Annotated in this window: 20 protein-coding genes; 7 read left to right on the forward strand and 13 right to left on the reverse strand. The window is 72.5% G+C overall.

Annotated elements, in window-relative coordinates:
* Nucleotides 1-24: 24 nt before the first annotated feature.
* On the forward strand, nucleotides 25-603 hold the full coding sequence (locus ITJ64_RS15510; protein ID WP_194682184.1) for a DUF1992 domain-containing protein: 579 nt from the start codon (nucleotides 25-27) through the stop codon (nucleotides 601-603).
* An 81-nt stretch (nucleotides 604-684) separates the two neighbouring features.
* On the opposite strand, the gene ITJ64_RS15515 is transcribed toward ITJ64_RS15510, so the two are convergent.
* The 7 genes from ITJ64_RS15515 to ITJ64_RS15545 form a co-directional block, all read right to left on the reverse strand.
* A complete protein-coding gene (locus tag ITJ64_RS15515) occupies nucleotides 685-882 on the reverse strand; it encodes a three-helix bundle dimerization domain-containing protein (RefSeq protein ID WP_194681619.1) in 198 nt (65 codons plus the stop codon).
* 48 nt (nucleotides 883-930) lie between these two features.
* A complete protein-coding gene (locus ITJ64_RS15520; RefSeq protein WP_194681620.1) occupies nucleotides 931-1,329 on the reverse strand; it encodes a hypothetical protein in 399 nt (132 codons plus the stop codon).
* A gap of 64 nt (nucleotides 1,330-1,393) precedes the next feature.
* The gene (locus ITJ64_RS15525; RefSeq protein WP_194681621.1) at nucleotides 1,394-2,827 is read right to left on the reverse strand and encodes an Ig-like domain-containing protein; all 1,434 of its coding nucleotides are present in this window, start codon (nucleotides 2,825-2,827) and stop codon (nucleotides 1,394-1,396) included.
* Nucleotides 2,827-3,708: a TIGR03943 family protein gene (locus ITJ64_RS15530; protein WP_194681622.1), complete on the reverse strand. Its 882-nt coding sequence runs from the start codon at nucleotides 3,706-3,708 to the stop codon at nucleotides 2,827-2,829. The genes ITJ64_RS15525 and ITJ64_RS15530 overlap by 1 nt, the downstream gene beginning before the upstream one ends.
* On the reverse strand, nucleotides 3,701-4,750 hold the full coding sequence (locus ITJ64_RS15535) for a permease (RefSeq protein ID WP_370545212.1): 1,050 nt from the start codon (nucleotides 4,748-4,750) through the stop codon (nucleotides 3,701-3,703). The genes ITJ64_RS15530 and ITJ64_RS15535 overlap by 8 nt, the downstream gene beginning before the upstream one ends.
* A gap of 54 nt (nucleotides 4,751-4,804) precedes the next feature.
* Nucleotides 4,805-5,755, reverse strand: coding sequence for a serine hydrolase (locus ITJ64_RS15540; RefSeq protein WP_194681623.1), 951 nt, complete (start codon nucleotides 5,753-5,755; stop codon nucleotides 4,805-4,807).
* Nucleotides 5,756-5,812: 57 nt separating this feature from the next.
* On the reverse strand, nucleotides 5,813-6,217 hold the full coding sequence (locus tag ITJ64_RS15545; RefSeq protein ID WP_194681624.1) for an arsenate reductase ArsC: 405 nt from the start codon (nucleotides 6,215-6,217) through the stop codon (nucleotides 5,813-5,815).
* A gap of 189 nt (nucleotides 6,218-6,406) precedes the next feature.
* Between ITJ64_RS15545 and ITJ64_RS15550 the strand changes: the two genes are divergently transcribed.
* Entirely contained in the window at nucleotides 6,407-7,588 is a 1,182-nt protein-coding gene (locus ITJ64_RS15550) for a Na+/H+ antiporter NhaA (RefSeq protein ID WP_194681625.1), read from the forward strand.
* Nucleotides 7,589-7,693: 105 nt separating this feature from the next.
* Here ITJ64_RS15550 and ITJ64_RS15555 read toward each other — a convergent pair whose 3' ends face one another.
* Together ITJ64_RS15555 and ITJ64_RS15560 are read right to left on the reverse strand one after the other, a co-directional pair.
* Nucleotides 7,694-10,231, reverse strand: coding sequence for an acyltransferase family protein (locus ITJ64_RS15555; protein WP_194681626.1), 2,538 nt, complete (start codon nucleotides 10,229-10,231; stop codon nucleotides 7,694-7,696).
* Nucleotides 10,232-10,322: 91 nt separating this feature from the next.
* Nucleotides 10,323-11,972, reverse strand: coding sequence for a CYTH and CHAD domain-containing protein (locus tag ITJ64_RS15560; RefSeq protein ID WP_194681627.1), 1,650 nt, complete (start codon nucleotides 11,970-11,972; stop codon nucleotides 10,323-10,325).
* Between the two features lie 67 nt (nucleotides 11,973-12,039).
* Here ITJ64_RS15560 and ITJ64_RS15565 point away from each other — a divergent pair, with 67 nt between their 5' ends.
* Nucleotides 12,040-12,930, forward strand: coding sequence for an aminodeoxychorismate lyase (locus ITJ64_RS15565; protein ID WP_370545213.1), 891 nt, complete (start codon nucleotides 12,040-12,042; stop codon nucleotides 12,928-12,930).
* Nucleotides 12,931-12,970: 40 nt separating this feature from the next.
* Here ITJ64_RS15565 and ITJ64_RS15570 read toward each other — a convergent pair whose 3' ends face one another.
* A complete protein-coding gene (locus tag ITJ64_RS15570) occupies nucleotides 12,971-13,375 on the reverse strand; it encodes a helix-turn-helix domain-containing protein (RefSeq protein ID WP_194681628.1) in 405 nt (134 codons plus the stop codon).
* Between the two features lie 116 nt (nucleotides 13,376-13,491).
* Here ITJ64_RS15570 and ITJ64_RS15575 point away from each other — a divergent pair, with 116 nt between their 5' ends.
* Both ITJ64_RS15575 and ITJ64_RS15580 read left to right on the forward strand, forming a co-directional pair.
* Nucleotides 13,492-14,355, forward strand: coding sequence for an SDR family oxidoreductase (locus ITJ64_RS15575; protein ID WP_194681629.1), 864 nt, complete (start codon nucleotides 13,492-13,494; stop codon nucleotides 14,353-14,355).
* 112 nt (nucleotides 14,356-14,467) lie between these two features.
* Nucleotides 14,468-15,838 carry an HNH endonuclease signature motif containing protein gene (locus ITJ64_RS15580; RefSeq protein ID WP_194681630.1) on the forward strand — a complete coding sequence of 457 codons (1,371 nt, stop codon included), beginning with the start codon at nucleotides 14,468-14,470 and terminating at the stop codon, nucleotides 15,836-15,838.
* Nucleotides 15,839-15,942: 104 nt separating this feature from the next.
* Here the strand turns inward: ITJ64_RS15580 and ITJ64_RS15585 are convergent, their stop codons facing one another.
* The 3 genes from ITJ64_RS15585 to budA form a co-directional block, all read right to left on the reverse strand.
* Nucleotides 15,943-16,908, reverse strand: a complete 966-nt coding sequence (locus ITJ64_RS15585) for an LLM class F420-dependent oxidoreductase (protein ID WP_194681631.1) — start codon at nucleotides 16,906-16,908, stop codon at nucleotides 15,943-15,945.
* A gap of 107 nt (nucleotides 16,909-17,015) precedes the next feature.
* Nucleotides 17,016-17,582, reverse strand: a complete 567-nt coding sequence (locus tag ITJ64_RS15590) for an MOSC domain-containing protein (RefSeq protein ID WP_194681632.1) — start codon at nucleotides 17,580-17,582, stop codon at nucleotides 17,016-17,018.
* Nucleotides 17,579-18,316 (reverse strand): acetolactate decarboxylase, encoded by a 738-nt coding sequence (budA, locus tag ITJ64_RS15595; protein ID WP_194681633.1) that lies wholly within the window; start codon nucleotides 18,314-18,316, stop codon nucleotides 17,579-17,581. Before budA ends, ITJ64_RS15590 begins: the two co-directional genes overlap by 4 nt.
* Before the next feature lie 48 nt (nucleotides 18,317-18,364).
* Between budA and ITJ64_RS15600 the strand changes: the two genes are divergently transcribed.
* Both ITJ64_RS15600 and ITJ64_RS15605 read left to right on the forward strand, forming a co-directional pair.
* Nucleotides 18,365-19,198, forward strand: a complete 834-nt coding sequence (locus ITJ64_RS15600; RefSeq protein WP_194681634.1) for a hypothetical protein — start codon at nucleotides 18,365-18,367, stop codon at nucleotides 19,196-19,198.
* Nucleotides 19,199-19,302: 104 nt separating this feature from the next.
* Entirely contained in the window at nucleotides 19,303-19,524 is a 222-nt protein-coding gene (locus tag ITJ64_RS15605) for a hypothetical protein (RefSeq protein ID WP_194681635.1), read from the forward strand.
* Nucleotides 19,525-19,535: the final 11 nt, after the last annotated feature.

A 19,535-nucleotide genomic window follows, 5' to 3' on the forward strand; every position in this document is an offset into this window, starting at 1 on the left:
GACAAGAAGCGGGACGACGGGCGGATGGCCGATCCGCGGCTGAGGGCCGCCCGCTACCGCACCGGCACCGACGACGACCCCGAGGCCGACGAGGCCGGGCGGCCGACGATGGAGCAGCGCGCCCAGTACGTCGAGATCCAGATCGCGCAGGCCATGCGCCGCGGCGACTTCGACGACCTCCCGGGAGCCGGCAAGCCGTTGACGGGTCTGGGGGGCACCTACGACCCGGACTGGTGGATCCGCCAGAAGATCGAGCGCGAGCGGCTGACCGGGCTCGGCCCGCCCGCCCTCACGCTGCGCACCGAGGACGCGGAGCTGGAGGGACGGCTCGACGGCGTCCACAGCGAGCACGCGGTGCGCGAGCTGGTGACCGACTTCAACCGGCGGATCGTCGAGGCCCGGCGCCAGCTGCAGGGCGGACCGCCCGTCGTCACGGCGACGAGAGACGTCGACACCGAGGTGGCCGCGTGGCGGCACCGCCGCGAGGAACGGGGCCGCCTCGCCCGCGAGGAGCGCGAGCGGGAGGACGCCGCGATCGCCGCGCTGCCGTGGCGTGAGCGGCGCCGGGCCCTGAAGGCACGTCGCCTCCGCGACGGCTGGTGACCGACAGGCCCGCCGGAAGCCGGAAGCCGGAAGCCGGAAGCCGGAAGCCAGAAGCCAGAAGCAGCGAAACGGCGAACGCCGCTACTCCTTCTTCAGCCGCTTCCGCGTCGACCGCTCGACCAGGATCGCGAGATAGTCCCGCACCGGCCGCCCCTCCAGCGTGCGGTACTCGTCCCGCGCCACCGCCTCGATCTCCGCCCGGTCGCGATCGGGGAACCGCTCCTGCAGGCGGTCGACGATCTGCTCGATGGTCTCTTCGTCCGTTGCTTCTCTGGCCACGGCCGCATCCTGCCAGGCCCAGGTGAACAGCCGGTGTCGCAGCACGGGTCATCGACGGATGCGCGACCGCCGCCCGCGCGCCACGACGATCGCCCACCCCAGCACCGAGGCCAGTCCCGCCCCCGCGGCGTTCAGCCCCACCACCCCGAGCGACCCCGGCCAGCTCGCGTTCCCCGACAGCAGCACGAGCACCAGGGTCAGCACCGTGCCGATCAGCACCCCCAGGGCGGCGAACGCCGCAGGACGCGCCACCCCCGCGATCCGCCGCGAGATCCAGGCCCCGACCGGCACCCACACCACCAGGCCGCATCCGGCGTAAGCCGCCGCCGTCCCACCGATCACGCCCACGACCGAGGCCACCGCCATGTCCCACTCGCGCACACTCAGCAGCAGCACGGCGACGCCCACGACCGGCCAGGCCACCACTCCCGCGAGAAGATTCCGCACTCCCCCATCGTGCCCGCGCCGGGTGACCACGAGGTGAACGAGGCGGGTCAGCGCTCGCGGAGGCCTACCCGCACCAGTCCGGCTGGAACCCCGGCACCCCGCGCTCGACCGCGCCGCTCGCGACCTCCACGAAGTACGTCGTCATCTCCGAGTACCCGGGCAGGGCGTACCCGTCCCCCACCGCCCCCGCCGCGATCGTCTCGACGGCCAGGTACTGCCCGTTCGGCGACAGGCAGAAACCGCGGATGCGCGACCCCGCCGCCGCCGGCCGGTAGAGCTCGCGCGTGCCGTCCGCGTCGGCGTAGAGGATCACCGACGACTGCGCCGCCGACCCCGACGAGTAGTCGACCTGGTCGTACTGGCGCACGGTGGCACCGTTCGGCAGGGTGGCGATGGCGGCCGGGTAGAGGGAGGGATCCGCATCCGGAACCGCCTGGTCGAGCGGCTCGACCACCCCGTCGGAGAGATCGATCGTCGAGGTGCCGGCGGGGTCGGCGACCACGAGCTTCAGCCCACCCGCGAGGAAGTCGCGCATCTCGACGTGCCGCCCGAGCGGGGTCGGGCCACCGCTGCCCAGCGGGTCGATCAGGTACAGCTGCTGGTCGGTGCTCTGGGCGACGAGCGCCGAGCTGCCCGGCACGAACTGCCAGTCGACGACCCGGAGCGGCGCGCCGTCGAAGCCCGTCACCTCCTTCGGCCGCCCGGAGGCGTCGAGCGGGTCGAAGGTGAACAGGGCGTTCTGGTAGTCGCGGCCCTGCGCATCCTGACCGCCGTTGACGGTGTAGCCGAACAGGCCGGCCGTCGTCGAGGAGTGCAGGTTCTGGATGCGCGACCCCGTCGGCGTGAACACGGTGGCCGGCGTCGCCCCGGCCTGCGACACCGCGAGCGTGCTGCCGCCCTCGGCGTCGAGCAGGATCACGGCCAGCGCGTCGCCCGCGACGGCGTACTGCTGGATGCGCGGGGCCTCGAGCACCACGTCGGTCGACGACTCGGCGCCCGACGCCAGGCTCGACTTCAGGATCTGGTCGTCCGGCTTGTCCGCCCCGGCTGCCGCCCCGCCGCGCCGGAGCAGGCTGTAGACGTCGATGTCGGGCGTGCGGAAGGAGTAGTCGATCGAGCCGGTGAGGCCCGTGCCGTCGCCCGTCACACCGTCGACCCGCACCTCGTAGTCGGTGGCGTAGTCGAGGATGCTGCCGAAGGTCAGGGTCACGTCCGACCCCGAGGAGTCGACGGTGAACGGGGCCGCCGGGGTCACGCTCACCTGCGCCGCGTCGACCGGCTGGAGCGGCTGGTCGGCGTGCAGCACGAGGCGCTGGTCGGGGCGGGCGATCGTGGCGGCGGGGTTGACCGAGCCCGCCTGCAGGGTCGGGCCGCGCAGCACTGCGGCCGTGCCGAGACCGGCGGCCGCCAGGGCCAGCACGACGAGCGTCGCCGCACTGGTGCGGCGGAAGCGACGCAGCTGGGAGCGCTGGGCGCGGGCGTGCAGGGGGTCGGTCATCAGTAGACGTAGGGCTCGGCGGGCTGGTCGACGGGGGTGATGTCGGCCGGCTCGAAGACGATCGGCTGGCTGCTGGCGGTGCTCGGGTTGGTGCCGAAGCTCCCGGATGCCTCGACCCACGAGTCGACCGCGTAGCTGTCCTGCCAGCCCGGCAGATAGACGGGCACGCCCACCGGCTGCGCGTCGACGGCACAGCAGGTGACGACGAAGCGGGCGACGTAGAACACGTCGTCGGGGTCGGTCGGGTCGGGGGTGACGAAGCCGGTGAGGGTCGCGGTCTTGCCCGCGAAGTAGTCCTCGCCGGCCCCCTGGCGGAGGAGGGACGCCCAGTCCTTGATGGTGAACGCGGAGGTGTCGCTGCCGACGAGCGTCTCGGTCGCGCCGGTGTCGGTGACGGCGGCGGAGGCGTTGAGGTCGCGCTGGTCGACGGTGGCGGTGGTGAGCGTGGAGGGCGGCACGATCAGCAGGGCGCCGACGGTGCCGAGGATCACGACGCCGGCGAGTCCGGCCCAGACGAGGTCGCGGCGGCGGCCGGGGGGCGGGGGCGGCACGGCGGCGCCGAGGTCGCCGGCGGCCACGTCGGCGGCGTGCTCGTGGTCGCCGGGCGCGGGCGCGTGGTCGTCGGGCGCGTGGTCGTGGTGCTCGTGCCCGTCGTGGTCGGCGTCGCCGTGGTCGTGGTCGGCCTCGGTCGCCGTCGGCACGATCGCGAACGCCGCGAGCACCACCACCCCCGCGAGCACCGCCATGATCACGGTGAACTCGTAGTAGCGCGGGTGGATGTACAGCCCCAGCTGGCCGGTCACGGCGAGCCAGATGATGGCGACGATCCCGACGAGCGAGAGGAGGATGCCGCGCCAGCGGGTGAGAAGTCGGTCACGCAAGAAGGTTCACTCCGAATCCGAGGGCGAGGGAGGCGAGGGCGACCACGGCGACGAGCCGCACGAGGGCCCCCGTAGTGAAGGTGGTGCGCAGCAGCGTGATCATCTTCACGTCGACCATCGCCCCGAACACAAGGAATGCGACCACCCCGCCGGGCAGGAAGGTCGAACCGAAGGCGAGGATGAAGAACGCGTCGACGTTGGAGCAGATCGCGATCACGAAGGCCAGCAGCATCAGGGCGAGCACCGACCAGATCGGGTTGCTGCCGAGCGCGGTGAGCACGTCGCGCGAGAGCCCGACCTGGATGGCCCCGGCGATCGCCGAGCCCACGATCAGCGCCGGCAGCATGGTGGAGGTCTCGTCGGCGAACGCGACGACCCCGCGCCGCAGCTTCGCCAGCTGGCCGGCCCGTCCGTGCTCGTGGCCGTGGTCGCCGTCGCCGATCCGGCAGGCCTCCTCGAAGGCGGGCGTCAGCAGCAGCTCCGGCCGCGGGTGCCGGCTGAACAGCCAGCCGACGAGGTTCGCGATCACGAAGCCGCCGGCGATGCGACCGATCAGGATGCCGTCGTTCCAGCCGAAGGCCTGATACGTCGTGACGATGGTCACCGGGTTCAGGATGGGCGCCGCGAGCAGGAAGGTCATCGCCTCCGGCACGCTGAAGCCCTTCATCATGAAGCCGCGGGCGAGCGGCACGTTGCCGCACTCGCAGACCGGCAGCAGCACACCGACGAGGGAGATCACCACGCGCCGGAGCGCCGGGTTGGTGGGCATGATGCGGTGGATGACGTGGTCGGGCACCCAGAACCGCACCACGACCGAGATCAGGATGCCGAGGAACACGAACGGCAGCGACTCGATCACGACGCTCACCGAGAGGGTGACGAAGTCGCGGATGCGGTCGGGGAGGGCATCCGCCCCCCACGTCGCCGAGACGGCCCGGAGCACGAGCAGCGCGACCGCGAGCACGGCACCGACGACGAGACCGCGGAGCGCGGTTCGGGATCGGGGGGCCCGCGTGCGGGGCGGCAGCACGTCGCTCGTCACAAGGAGCCAGCGTAGGGCAGGGCGGCCTGACGTCCCTGGGAACGGCGTGTCGGCCTAGCCCGCGAGCGCCTCCCCCGCCAGCGCCTCCCCCGCGAGCGCCTCCCCCGCGAGCTCCTGGAGCCGCACGTCGCGGTGCTCCTCGTGCGCGGTGATGGTGACGACGGCGTCGTGGGCGTCGTCGATCACGACGTACTGCCCGTAGCGGCCGTCGAGGCGGCGGCTCTCACCGGGGCCGGCCCAGACCGCGAGGCCGTAGCGGCGGTAGGGGTCGCTGCCGCCGGTGTCGACACGGGTGTCGAGCATCCGGTCGACCCACTCGGCCGAGACGAGCCGCTCGCCCCGCCAGAGACCCCGGTCGCGCAGCAGCTGGCCGATTCGTGCCAGCTCGTCGGTGCGGAGCTCCAGGCCGCTGCCGCCCATGACGTGGCCGAGCGGGCAGCGGTGCCACTGCGGATTGTGCAGCTCGAGCGGGTCGAACAGGCGCGGCAGGAGCCAGTCACGCACGTCGCCGCCGATCGCGCGGGCAAGCATCCGCATCGCCACGTAGGTGCTGGCGTCGCTGTACTGGAAGACCGTGCCGGGGCCGGCGGTGGGGCGGGTGAGCATCTCCTGCGCGAGGTCGGGCCAGGGCACCGGCTGGTGCGCGAACCAGCGGAAGTCGATGCCGCTCGTCATGGTGAGCAGGTGCTCGAGGGTGACCGCCTCGACGCCGGCGCCGAGCACGGGAACCGGCACCGGCACGGGCACCTGCACCTGCACCTGCACCGGCTCGCCGAGCACCTCGCCGACCGTGCTGTCGAGCGCGATCAGTCCCGCGTCGGCCGCGATCCCCGCGGCGATGGCGCAGACGCCCTTCGAGACCGAGTACAGGTTCTCGCGGTCGTCGCTGCGCCACCGGTGCCGGGCCTCCTCGTCGCCGACGAGCACGTGCACGCCGTGGGCGGCGAGCTGCTCGGCGTCGACACCGGCGACGAAACGGGCGAGGACGTCATCGGCGCGGGTCATGCCCCGAGTCTCGCAGGCACAACCGACAGCGGCCCGCGACCCGGGCGCAACCGCTCCTCACACGAGGCTCGCGATGAGCCTTTCGACCCGCCCGCGGATGTCGTCCCGCACCCCGCGCACCACCTCGACCGGCTGCCCGGCCGGGTCGGTCAGCTCCCAGTCCTCGTACCGCTTGCCGGGGAAGATCGGGCAGGCGTCACCGCAGCCCATCGTGATCACGACGTCGGCCTGCCGCACCGCATCCGTCGTCAGGATCTGCGGCACCGCCCCCGCGAGGTCGATCCCCTCCTCGGCCATCACGGCGACGGCCGCCGGGTTGACGGCGCCGCCCGGCTCGCTGCCGGCCGAGAAGACGTCGATCCGGTCGCCGGCGAGCGCGCGCAGGTACCCGGCGGCCATCTGCGAACGGCCCGCGTTGTGCACGCAGACGAACAGCACGGCGGGCTTCGGGGCAGCGGTCACGGCGGATCTCCTCGGGGTCGGTGACCGACATCGTAGACGGGGCCGGTGAACGGCGGATGCCCGCCCGGCGCCCGAGCGCCCGCTCCCGGTAGACTGGCCGACGGTGTGCCGGGAAGTCTGGTCGGCGGGTGATCACGGGATCGCTCCCCCCTTCCGTCGAGCCACCACCCGTGGCAGCAAGGACACCGCATGGCCGTCATCCGTTCCGAGCGCGTCGCCGCGTTCCTCCTCCTCATCGCCGCCGCCCTCGGCCTGATCGCCGCGAACACGCCGATCGGCCCGGCCCTGATGGGCCTGCAGGACGCGCATCTCGCCATCCCCGGCACCCCTCTCGACCTCTCGGTCGGCCACTGGATCAGCGACGGCCTGCTCGCGATCTTCTTCTTCGTCGTGGCCGTCGAGCTGAAGAACGAGTTCGCGGTCGGGCAGCTGAACTCCGTCTCGAAGGCGGTGCGACCGGCGATCGCGGCGCTCGGCGGAGTCATCGTGCCGGCCCTGATCTTCCTCGTCATCACCGCAGGCTCGGGCTACGAGGGCGGCTGGCCCATCCCGACCGCCACCGACATCGCCTTCGCGCTCGGGGTGCTCGCCGTGTTCGGCAAGGGCATCCCGTCGAGGCTCCGCATCTTCATCCTGGCGCTCGCGATCCTCGACGACATCGTCGCGATCCTGATCATCGCCGTCTTCTTCACCGCCGACCCGAATCTGCTGCTGATCGCCCTGGGCGCGGTCGGCGTCGTGGTGTTCGGCCTGCTGAGCCGCCTGCTCGGCACCCGGTTCCGGATGCTCGTGGCCGTCGCCATGGTCGCCACCGCCGTGCTGACGTGGTCGCTCGTCTACCTCTCGGGCGTGCACGCCACCATCGCGGGCGTCGCCCTCGGACTCGCCATGGTGCGGAAGCCCGCGATGAAGCTCCGCCACCACCTGGAGCCGATCACGAACGGCGCGATCCTGCCGCTGTTCGCCTTCTCGGCGGCGCTGGTGGCCATCCCGCAGGTCGCACCGAGCGAGCTGGCCGCGCCGTTCTGGGGCATCCTGATCGCGCTGCCCGTGGGCAAGCTGATCGGCATCAGCCTCGGCGGCTGGCTGTCGAGCTACGTGGGGCCGCGCGAGAAGCGGCCGCACCTGACGCTGCACGGGCTGCTCGCCGCGGGCGCCCTCGGGGGCGTCGGCTTCACCGTGTCGCTGCTGATGAACGAGCTCGCGTTCGCCGCGCAGCCCGAGGTCGCCGACGAAGGCACGCTCGCCGTGCTGCTCGGGTCGAGCATCTCGATCGTGATCGCGGCGATCCTCGTCTCGACCCTCGCGGGCACGTACCGGCGGCTCCGACGCCTGCGCCTCGAGGCCGAGCGCCGCATCGCGGCCGCCTGACCCGGTCGCGGCACGTCGGTACGGGAGGAGAATCGGCCCCATAGGCCGGTATGCGCGGTATGGGCAGGATTCTCCTCCCGTACCGACGGCCGCGCATCCGGAGAGCTACATGACGCCCTGGGCAGCCAGCTCCCAGCGGATCGACTCGGCCACCCGCACCGAGTACTCGGGCGTCATGTGCACCTGGTCGTAGCGCGTCGGGATCGTGCCCGCGAAGGCCGGGCAGAAGCCCTGCACGCAGGTGAAGCCGAGGGAGCTGACCACGTGGTCGCCCGTGCCCTGCGCCGCGACGGCCGCCTCGAACGACTTCTGGAAGTCGTTCCAGGCACCGTCGACCCCGGCCGTGCAGTCCTGGGGGCTCTTCACCGGCGAGTAGCAGGCGCCGAGGTTGGCACCGAGCGGCGGCGGCGCGAGGTAGACCACGTGCCCCGGGGTGTCGAAGCGCGACGCCAGCGAGAGCGTCGACCCGACGAGCTGGGCGACGGTGAGCGGCTGCCGGTCGGCCGCGTTGCCGAGGGCGTAGGCGTTCGAGACCACGACGAGCTGGGGGGCGTCGGCCGCGATCTGGGCGGCCACGTCGGCCTTCCGCTGCGGGCAGGAGTCCATCACGCCGTCGCCGTCGTTCTGCACCAGCACGTCCGTGAAGCGGCAGCCGTAGAGGCCCACGGTGGTGACCTTCCACTGCCCGCCGCTGCGGTCGGCGATCTCGCGGAAGGCCGGCGCGTAGGCCAGCGCCGTCGAGTCGCCCACGAGGTACATGTGGTTCGGTGCGTCGCCGCTGCCCCAGGTGCAGCGCCCGAAGTCGGGGGTGCCGCCGAGGTCGAAGCAGCCCTTCGCGGGGTTGCGGCTGGAGGTCTCCGAGATCGCGGCGTCCATCGAGGGCGAGAGGTTCGAGGGCCACTCGGTGGCCGAGGCGGCGTTCCAGAGCTCGGCCTGCAGTTCGTCCTCGGGGTTCACCGGGGCGGCGTCGCCCGTCTGGCCGTCGCCGTTGGCAGCGGGTTCCGGATGCTCGTCCCCGCCGAATCCCGCCGCGGGAACCCCGCTCGGCACCGCGAGGGGCAGCGGCCCCTCGCCCTTGACGGACAGCTGCACCGTCACGGCGACCACGACGACGATGACGACCAACCCGAGGCCGGCGCCGAGGAACTGCGCGCCGAACCGCTCGCGCCAGCCCTGCCACGCGGAGCGGCGGGCGTCGCGGAGTCGCCGGCGCTCGGTCCCGCCCGCGCTGCCGCTCTCGGACGCACCTGCCTCCTGGGCGGTGCCGGACGCGGGCGCCGCCGCCGCCGCGGCCCGCCCCGGAGCGGCGGTGGGGGCGGAGGACGAGGCGGCCAGTTCGGCCCGCAGCCGCGCGCGCTCGGCCTCGGCGGCCAGTGCCCGTGCGCGCACGCGGTCGGACACGGGTGAGCCCGCCCGCGCCACCGGAGCGGCCCGGGGCGCTTCGCGAGACGGTGCGGGAGCGGGAGCGGGAGCGGGCGCCGGGTCGAGCGGGGCCGGCTCGGCGGGGGCGGCGGCTCGCGCATCCTGAACCCGGTCGGGCTCGGGCTCGGCCGGCGCCGGCGTCTCGAGCAGCTCACGCCCCCGCAGCCAGGGCGAGCGGTGCAGCGGCTGCTCGATCAGGAAGTAGGCCACGAGAGACACCGCGAGCGTCAGCGCGAGCACCGCGATCGTCACGGTGAGCGACTGCTCGGGCACGAGCAGCAGCACGAACACGAGCACCGGGAAGTGCCAGAGGTAGAGCGAGTAGGAGATGTCGCCGAGGAACCGGCTGACGGGGTTCTCGAGCGGGAAGAGCCACGGCTGCCGGCCGCCGATGCCCGCCACGATGACGGCGGCGGTGGCGATCACCGCGGGCGCCGCCCAGGGACCGGGGAACGCCATCGTCGAGTCGACGAGCAGCAGCGATGCGACGATGCCGCCGAGCCCGAGCCACCCGAGCACGGCCCGCACCGCCGTGGGCAGCCGGGCGAAGAGGGGCGCGGTGACCGCGAGCAACCCGCCGAACGCGAGCTCCCACACCCGCGTCAGCGTCGAGAAGTAGGCGACCGTGGGGTTCTCGGTGCTCTGCCAGAGCGCCACGCCGAACGACGCAGCCGCCAGCACGGCCAGCGCCGCCCCGAGCATCCACCGCTGCCGTCGCACCGGGGTGCCGGAGGCGCGGCGGCCCACGAGCGCGATGAGCAGCACCACGAGCACGGGCCAGACGAGGTAGAACTGCTCCTCGACCGAGAGCGACCAGAAGTGCTGCAGCGGCGACACCGCGTCGCCCTGCCGGAAGTAGTCGGTGCCCTCCGCGGCGAAGCGCCAGTTCGAGACGAAGAACAGGGCCGAGACGGCGTCCCACGCGGTCGACCAGAAGCGCGGCTGGTTGAACAGCAGCCAGGCCAGGGCGGTGGTGACGACGAGAACGGTGATCGCGGCGGGGGCGATGCGGCGCATGCGCTTGGCGTAGAAGCGGCGGAGCGACAGCGTGCCGGCCGCGGCGTCGCGAATCAGGAGCCCCGTGATCAGGAAGCCGGAGATGACGAAGAACACGTCGACGCCCGCGAAGCCGCCGAGCGGCCAGCCGATCACGTGATCGAGGATGACCGCGATCACCGCGAGGGCGCGGAGGCCCTGGATGTCGTGGCGGCGCGAGTTCATGGCGTGAGAATCCTAGCGGGCAGGAGAGCGCTCTCCTTCCGCCGTCGGTCGAGCGCCCCGCCGGCCGGGCCGCGCCGGCGGGGCATCTGCCTCAGAGCAGGCGGCGCAGCGCCTTGCGGGCGCCGTCGGCCGCGTCGAGGGCCTGCCGCGCCTGGTCGAGCGAGCGCTGGTAGAGCACGCCGTAGGTGAACGAGCTCTCCCCCGCCGCCTCGGCCCGCCGCGAGGTGAGCAGCACGAACTCGGCGAACAGGGAGGCGTCGCGGTGGCGGCCGAGGGCGTCCTGCAGGTCCTCGGCAGACTCGCCGACGGTCGCGACCGACGAGCCGAGCACGCCAGCCGGGCCGTCGGTCGAGAACTCGGCCGCGTGGCGCAGGCGGCGGGCGGCCTTGCGCGAGTCGTGCAGTGCACCCAGCGCCTCCGCCTCGGCGACCAGCTCGCTGCCGTCGGCGTCGGGCTGGGCGTCGCTCAGCACGGGCAGCGACTCCCGGATGCGCGTGGCTCGGGTGAGCGCCCGGCGACCGGTGCGCTTCACCGCCTTCCTGGCCTCCTTCTTCGGCGAGGAGGTCGCGGCCTTCCCGCCGCCCGCGGCATCCGCACCGCTCGTGTCGGCGTCGCTCGAGTCCGTGGTCGCCCCCACGCCCGCGAACTCCTCCAGGTCCTCCAGCAGCCGGAAGTAGGGCCCCTGCCCCAGCACCCGCACGAGCCGCTGGTGCGCCTCCGCGTGCTCGGCGCGGGTGTCCTCGACCAGCCGTCGCAGCGCATCCGGGTCGTCGATGCCGCGCTCCCGGGCGAAGGCGTCCAGCTCGTGGGCGGCCCAGTCGGCCCGCACCTCGAGATCGCGCACCTCACCGAGAACCGCCCCGAGCCGGGAGAGCCGGTCGCGCAGGCCGGCCACGACCGTGTCGTCGAACAGTCCGCGGTGGATCGCGAGCACGTTCCGGAGGCGCCGCACCGTCGTGCGGAAGCGGTGCACGGCGTCCTCGTCGTCGCGCCGCACCGCCGGGTCGAGCTCGACGAGCCGCTGCACGAGCTCGGCCACCCCGGCGCGCACGACGTCGGTCGCCGTCGGCTTCGAGGACGACGACGGCGCCGACTCGTCCGATCCGAGACCCGTGCGCCCGAGCGCCTGCGCCAGCTTCGAGACGCTCGGCGAGACCGTGGCTCCGGCGGCGAGCAGGTGCTGCTCGAGCTCGTCGAGCAGGGCGGTGCGGCCCTTGCGGGTGGCGGGCGCGGCGGGGCCGAGTTCGGCCTCCCACTCGTGCCAGACGCGGGCCGTGCCCTGCCGGGCATCCGTCGCCTGCACCGCGTCGTCGGCGATCTCGGCGACCAGCCCGCCCTCGGCATCGCGCAGCTCGGTGACGCGACGGGTCGTCACGACGCGGGCGAGCGGCGTGAGCGCGTGATCGCGCACGTGCACCCGCACGACCTCGGCGACCTCGGCCGGAACCTCCTGCGGGTCACCCTCACCCAGCGGGAACTGCAGCTCGGTGCGCCCCTCGGCGGCCGGCAGCTTGACGTGCCAGCCCTCGTCGTGCCCGCCCTGCCGGTGCCGCAGCGCGATCCGCGCCCGGGCCAGTGCCAGCTCGGCCGTGTCGAAGTAGACCGCCTCGAGCGTGAACGGTTCGAGCGAGGTCACCTGCACGACACCGGCGGTCGCACCGACCCCCTCCAGCGGAGGCAGTGCGTGCTCGCCCTCGACGGCGTACTTGCGTTCGATCTCTGTCTGACTGGTGTGAGCCATTGCTCCGGTCTACCCCTTCACGGCGAGTTCCGCTTTCGCGGCCGGGAATGCGGAGCACACTGAAGGCGTGTCCGTCCCTGTACTCATTCTGGTCACCCGGCCCGTCGACGACGAGTCCGAGGGGTCGACGGATGCGCGGACCGCCCCCTTCTCCCAGGCCGACCCGACCCAGCCGCACCTCAGCGTGCTCGACCTCGGGGCGACCCGCGGCGACGGCGTGTTCGAGACGGTGATGGTCTCCCGGGGCGACGCCCCCGCGATCGACGCCCACCTCGATCGCTTCGTGGCCTCGGCGGAGCTGCTCGATCTGCCCGAACCGAGCCGGGAGGTGTGGCGGGCGGCCTTCGATGCGGCGGTGGCCGCGCATCCGCCCGTCGAGCTGCTCGCGGTGAAGCTCGTGCTCACCCGCGGGGTGGAGGGCCAGGACGCACCGACGGGCTGGATCCTCGCGCAGCCCGGCCGCGACTTCAGCCGCGAGCGCGTCGAGGGCGTGCGCGTGGTGACGCTGGACCGCGGCTACCGGCACGACGTGGCATCGACGTCGCCGTGGCTGCTGCAGGGCGCGAAGACGCTGTCGTACGCGGTGAACACGGCGGCCATCCGCGAGGCGAAGCGGCGGGGCGCCGACGACGTGATCTTCACCAGCTCGGACGGCTTCGTGCTCGAGGCGCCGACCGCGAGCGTGCTGCTGCGGGAGGGCGACCGGTTCACGACGCCGTCGGCTGAGCTCGGCATCCTGCCCGGCACCACGCAGCGCCGGGCCTTCGCGCTGCTCGAGGAGCTCGGCTACGAGACCGGGGCGGTGCGACTGCGCAGCAGCGAGCTGGGGCGGGCGGATGCGCTGTGGCTGGTGTCGAGCATCCGTCGGGCCGTGCCGGTGGTGGAGCTGGACGGGGTCGCCAAGACGGTGGATCGGGAGCTGACGGCGCGGTTGAACGAGTACCTCGGGGAGCACTGAGGGGCGGGTTCGGGCCGGGTCTGCGTCGGCTGGGCCGGCGCTACGCCGTCTCGGCGAGAGCTGAGGGCTGGGCCAGCCCGGTGCGCTGCACGTTGTCGCCCACCCAGCGCACGAGCGGGATGAGGAGCGCGGCGAGCTCGGCGCCGAGCGGGGTGAGGCTGTAGTCGACCCGCGGCGGCACGGTGCCGGCCGACTGCCGCAGCACGAAGCCGTCGCCCTCGAGCTGGCGCAGGGTCTGGGCGAGCATCTTCTCGCTGATGCCCTCGACGTAGCGGTGCAGCTGCCCCCAGCGCATCGGCTCGGCCGCGAGGGCGGCGAGCACGAGCACACCCCACTTGCTCGTGACGTGGTCGAGCACGACCCGGCTGAGACAGCCCGCGGCGAAGGGATTGCCCTCGATCGACGGGGTGTCGGAGTGGATCTCGTCCCAGATGCGCTCGGCCATGCCCCCACCCTAAGGTACTTACCGGAAAGTGGGTACTGCCGTTAGGGAAGTATGGTCGGGGTGCAGCAGTTCTCCCCTGTGACACCGGCCCCGAGCGGGGCCCCGAAAGGATCATCATGACCATCGTCGTCTCCGGAGCCACCGGCCACCTCGGCCGTCTCGCCGTCGAGCACCTGCTCGCCCGCGGCGTCGCCGCCTCCGACATCGTGGCCGCCGGCCGCACCCCCGAGAAGCTCGCCGCCCTCGCGGAGGCCACCGGTGTGCGCACCGCGGTGATCGACTTCACCGACCCCGCCACCCTCGACGCGGCCCTCGCCGGCGCCGAGAAGTTCGTGCTCGTGTCGGGCAGCGAGGTCGGACAGCGCGCCGCCCAGCACCAGAACGCGATCGACGCCGCGGCCCGCGCCGGAGTGGCGCAGCTGGTCTACACGAGTGCGCCGAAGGCGACCGACAGCGCGCTCATCCTGGCTCCCGAGCACAAGGCGACCGAAGAGGCCATCGCCGCCTCCGGCGTGCCCGCGACGGTGCTGCGCAACGGCTGGTACCACGAGAACTACGACGGCTCCTACGCCCAGGCCGCGCAGTCGGGCGTCTACCTCGCGAGCACCGGCGAGGGTCGGGTCTCCAGCGCGCCGCGCACCGACTACGCCGAGGCGATCGCCGCCGTGCTGACGGGCGAGGGCCACCTCGGCGCCGTCTACGAGCTCTCGGGCGACACGGCCTGGTCGGGCGACGAGTTCGCAGCGGCGGCCTCGGTCGCGAGCGGACGCTCGGTCGTCTACCGTTCCGTCTCCTCCGAAGAGCACCTCTCGGTATTGAAGGATGCGGGCCTCGACGAGGGCACCGCCGGCTTCCTCGTGGCACTCGACGGCAACATCCGCGACGGCCTGCTCGGCGAGACCTCGGGCGACCTCGCGCGCCTCATCGGCCACGCCACCCAGCCCCTCGAGACCTACCTCGTGGCGCTCGCCGCGAAGTAGCCGGCCCCACCCTCCCTGCGACGCGTCGATATGCGCCCTTCGGCCGCCGCAGGGAGGGTGTCTCCTTCTCCTTTAACGAGCTTTCATCAGGGTTTTCTGATAGAATTTCAGTATGCAAGCAGACGTCGGCCTCAAGAAGATCGCCAGCGATCTCCGGGTCGCGCTGGGGGCCGCTCGTGCCACGACGGCGGGGCTTTCCGACGAGGCGGTTCTGGAGTTGCTGGCCGACTTCGAGGCGATCGGGCGGCTGGCCTCGGCCGGGCAGGTGCACACCGCCGGTGAGGTAGGGGTACGGTCGCGCCCCGAGCTCGGCGACGGAGGGTTGAGCCGGTCGCAGAACTTCACCAGCCCGGTCGCGCTCGTCGCGAGAGTGACGGGCGCGTCGGCGCGGGCGTGCAAGGCGCGGCTCGAACTCGGCCGCAGACTGCGGGGCGCGGTGCTGCTGGGTGGCGGGGAGGGGCCCGCGCCGTTCCCGCTCATCGCACAACGGCTCGAGGAGGGCACGCTCGGCACCGAGGCCGCATCGGGCATCGTGAAGCAGTGCATCGCGCTCGCCGACCGCGGATGCTCACCCGACGTCGTGGCCCTCGCTGAGGAGACCCTCGTCGACCAAACTATCTTGTGCCGACTCACCGCGGATGAGACCTTCCGGGCAGCCATTCACCTGCGCGAAGTGCTCGACCCCGACGGCGCCGAACCCCGTGATGAGGTGCTGCAGATGCAGCGGTCGCTGACCATCGCGCTGGCACCGGATGGGATGTATCGGGGGAAGTTCGCGCTCCCGCCCGAGCAGGGCGGGGTGTGGCTGTCGAGCATCCGGGCGATGCAGAGCCCGCGCGTGGCCGGGCCGCGGTTCGTTGAGGGAGACGAGTACACGACCGCTGATGGCCGTACCGCAGCGCAGAAGAACGCCGACACCGTCACCGAGCTGATCGCCCGCGCCGCCGGCGCCGAAGAAATGCCCCGCATCAACGGGGCGATCGCCACTGTGAACGTCCACATGACCCTCGACGATCTCGAGAAGGGTCGCGGCGTCGGATGGATCGACGGCCTCGACCAGCCCATCCCCGCCTCAACCGTCGAGCAGCTACGGTGCTCATCCCCCGTCGCCGCCACGCTGTTCGGCGACAAGGGCGAGGTGCTGTACCACGGCAAGGCCAAGCGGCTCTTCACCGCGGCGCAGAACCGGGCACTAGCCGCCCGCGATGGCGGGTGCGTGTGGCCGAGTTGCGACCGACCACCGTCGTTCTGCGAGACACATCACGCGAACGAGTGGGTTTCGGACGATCATCCGCCCGGACGCACTGATATCGACAATGGCGTTCTTCTCTGCCACTTCCACCATTCCCACCTGCACAAATCACCATGGAAGCTGACCATGCAAGGCGGGGTGCCCCATCTCATCCCACCGCGTTGGGTAGACACGGAACAGAAGCCGATCCCGACCACCCGCCGACGCACCATCCACCGACCCGCCGCCTAATCCAGCCACCGCATCCGGAGGCAAGCGCGAAGCGCGCGGCAGCACACCCGGCTGCCGCGCGCTTCGCGCTTGCCCGAGATGGACATGGCTGGGTCAGGAGGAACTCACAGAGCGCGCAGCTTCTCCAGGAGAGGACCGGCGGCCGTCGCCAGGAACTCGTCCTGCCCCTCGTCACCCACCTGCACCAGCGCGACGTCGGTGAACCCGGCTTCGATGTACGGGCGGAAGCTCTCCGCGATCTCATCGAGGTCGGGCCCGCACGCGATCGAACCGGCCACGTCGTCCGGTCGCACGAACTGGCTCGCCGCCGCGAAGCCCGCGGGCGTCGGCAGGTCGGCGTTCACGGCCCAGCCCCCACCGAACCAGCGGAACTGAGCGTGCGCCTTCTCGATCGCCGCCTCCTTGTCGGTGCCCCAGCAGATCGGGATCTGCCCGATCGACCGGGACGGCTTGCCGGCGGTCTCGGTCCAGCCCTTCACGAGCTCGGCGTCGGGCTCGACCGCCACGAGGTGGTCGCCCAGCGGAGCGAACCGCGCCACCGACTTCTCACCCGAGACGGCGAGCGCGAGCGGCACGCCCTCGTCCGGCAGGTCCCAGATGCGCGCCGAGTCGACCCGGAAGTACTCGCCCTCCCACGTCGTCAGCTCACCGGTGTGCAGCTCGCGGATGATGTGGATGGCCTCCTCGAGCATGTCCTGCCGCGCCGACACCGCCGGCCAACCCTCACCGACGACGTGCTCGTTCAGGTTCTCCCCCGAGCCCAGCCCGAGGATGAAACGCCCGTCCGACAGCAGCTGCAGCGTCGCCGCCTTCTGCGCCACGACCGCCGGGTGGTAGCGCACGGTGGGGCAGGTGACGTAGGTGGCGAGCTCGACGCGCGAGGTCGCCTGGGCGACGGCGCCCAGCACGGTCCAGGCGTAGGGCGCGTGCCCCTGCTCGGTCAGCCACGGCGAGTAGTGGTCGCTCGACACCTCGAAGTCGAAGCCGACCTCCTCGGCCGCGACGGCGTAGCGCACGAGATCTTTCGGACCGCTCTGCTCGGTCATCAGGGTGTAGCCGAAGCGCACCATGGGGTTCTCCTGTTCTGCATGACGTCCTGCACGTTGGTGCCCTCCACGCTGGCACCACCCGGCAGAACGCGCACGGGTCAGGCAGAACGCGCCGCAGACGATCCGCGCTAGACGAGCGTCGGCTGCCAGGCGACGGATGCGCGGGTGCGCAGCACCGCCGGCCCCACCCTCAGCGTCCCGCTCGACAGCGGCTCGACCCGCACCCCACCCCGGCCGCGCAGCGCCTTGTGCGCCCCCTCGGCCAGCACCACGTTCATCCACCCGCACGGGCTCGCCGGACGGTGCCCCTGGAAGAGCACCTCCCCCTCCCCCGAGTCGAGCCCGAACTCCTGGCCGCGGAGCGCGTCGACGTCGACCCCGCGCAGGAGGATGTTGCGCCGAGGTGCCGCCAGCGGGAACGCCGACGCGACCCCGAGCGCCTGCTGCACCCACTCGAGCGACTCGACCGCCATCACGGTCACGGCCGCCGTGCGATGCGCGGGGCTCCGGTCGAAGAACCGGTCCCCCACGATGCCGAGCCCGGCCCGCACCTCGATCGCCTCCCGGCTCTCGTCGACCCCGCCCGGCGGCGGCAGCGGCCCGTCGGCGGGCCGTCCCTCGTACCGGTGCAGGGGCGACGCCAGCAGGTGCACGATCTCGACGTCGTACGCGGTGAAGGGCTCGGCCGCGGTCACCGCTGGTGGTCGCTCTCGGCGTGGCGGATCGCCGCATCCACCTCGGCACCGAGCTCGAGGTCGGCACCGAGGTACGCCGCCGAGTGCGGCAGACGGATGCTCACGCCGAAGTACGTCTCGATCCCGAGCTCGCCCGTGGCGCCCTCCAGCCCCAGCACGTGGCCGCCGACGCCGCCCGAGGCGTCGACGAAGTGCAGGTGCGTGCCCGCGACGCTCACGCCCTGGAAGAAGGACGGGGCGACGAACCCCACGAGCGTGCCCACCGCATCCGTCACCGTGACCTCACGCTGGTCGTGCACGGCCTCGGCCAGCGGGAGGTACGGCTTCGTCTGCCGCCGGGCCTCACGGAGCGCGAGAGAACCGAAGCGGCCCTCGAAGCGCACGGCGTGGAAGACGTTCTCGCTGACGGTGCGGGCGCGCACCTCCTCGATCAGCGCAGACAGGTCGGCGACCTCCTCCAACGGCTCCGACGAGTCGGCCTGGAACGGCACCACCTCGGCGAACGCGAGCGTCTCGGTGGGCGGCAGCACCGTGACCGTGCCGTCGCCGTGGAAGAGACGGAAGACGCCGTCGAGCACCACCAGCTCGCCGTCCATGTGGTCGCCGCAGCCGAGACCGAAGTCGCCTCCCCTGGCCACCTCGGCGACGGTGAACTCCCCGTCGAACAGGCCGGCGACGAGCGCGTCGACGACGGAGTACTGCTGCACGGCCTTCTCGGCCCGGAATCGGCGCATGAGGGGCATTCTCGCGCACATCTCAGCAGAACGCACCAGAGTAGGAGCATGCCCACACGTCTCGAGCGCAACATCGACCTCCTGCTGAGCGTTCACCGTCCGGCCGTGCTCGCGCACCTGCGCAGCATCCGCCGCCTGCACCCGAACGCCACGCCCGAGCAGCTGCTCGCGATCCTCGAGCGCCGCTACGTGGCCGCGGTGACGAGCGGCGGGGCGGCCGTCGGGGCGAGCGCGATGTTCCCCTTCGTGGGCACCGGGGTCTCGCTCGGCCTGTCGGCGGTCGAGACCGCGGGCTTCCTCGAGACCACGGCCCTGTTCGCCCAGTCGGTCACCGAGGTGCACGGCATCGCCGTCGACGACCCCGATCGTGCGCGGGCGCTCGTGATGACCCTGATCATGGGCAAGGCCGGGAGCGACCTGCTCAAGCAGATCGCGGGGCAGGCGACGGGTGGGCTCGGCCGCAACGCCTACTGGGGTCAGGTCGTCACCTCGAGCCTGCCGCAGTTCGTGGTGGGGCCGGTGGCCGATCAGGTGAAGAAGGTGTTCCTGCGGCGCTTCGCCATCGGGCAGGGCACGAACGCCGTCGGCCGCGCCATCCCGTTCGGGGTCGGCGCCGCGATCGGCGGGGTCGGCAACCTGATGCTCGGCCGCACGGTCATCCAGTCGGCGCGATCGGCGTTCGGGGCTCCGCCGATCACCTTCCCCGAGGCCCTCGCCATCACGATCAAGGCGCCGAAAGCCGCGAAGCCGGTCGAGGAGACCGCGCCGAGGAAGGGCGTGAAGCGCATCCTCCCCCGCCGCCGGCAGGCCGCCATCGAGGCCCCCGGGCCGCGGGGAGCCGGGCCGGAGAACGAAACCGGCGTGCCCGACATCCGCATCTAGACTCCTGTGCCCCACCTGGCAGTGGTAGCCTTGACTGCAATCGAGGGTATATAAGCGCAGTCAGTGGTTCGTCAGTCGAGTGGTTCGTCAGCTAGGGGGTCGTCATGAAGTACCGTGTCGCGGCCGCCGTGCTCGCCACGCTGGCCCTCCTCGGCTTCGGTTCGGCCGCCGCGTTCGCCGGCGATGACCACGAGGCCCGGCCCGTGCTCGCCGAGACCGGCTACGACTTCACGCCGATGCTCGTCACCGCGGCCGTCTTCCTCTTGATCGCGGGGGTCGCGGTCATCGTGGCGAAGTACTTCGTCGCCCGCACCGGCGCGCGCTAGCGCCAACCCGC

Source organism: Herbiconiux sp. VKM Ac-1786 (assembly GCF_015350805.1).
Classification (GTDB): domain Bacteria; phylum Actinomycetota; class Actinomycetes; order Actinomycetales; family Microbacteriaceae; genus Herbiconiux.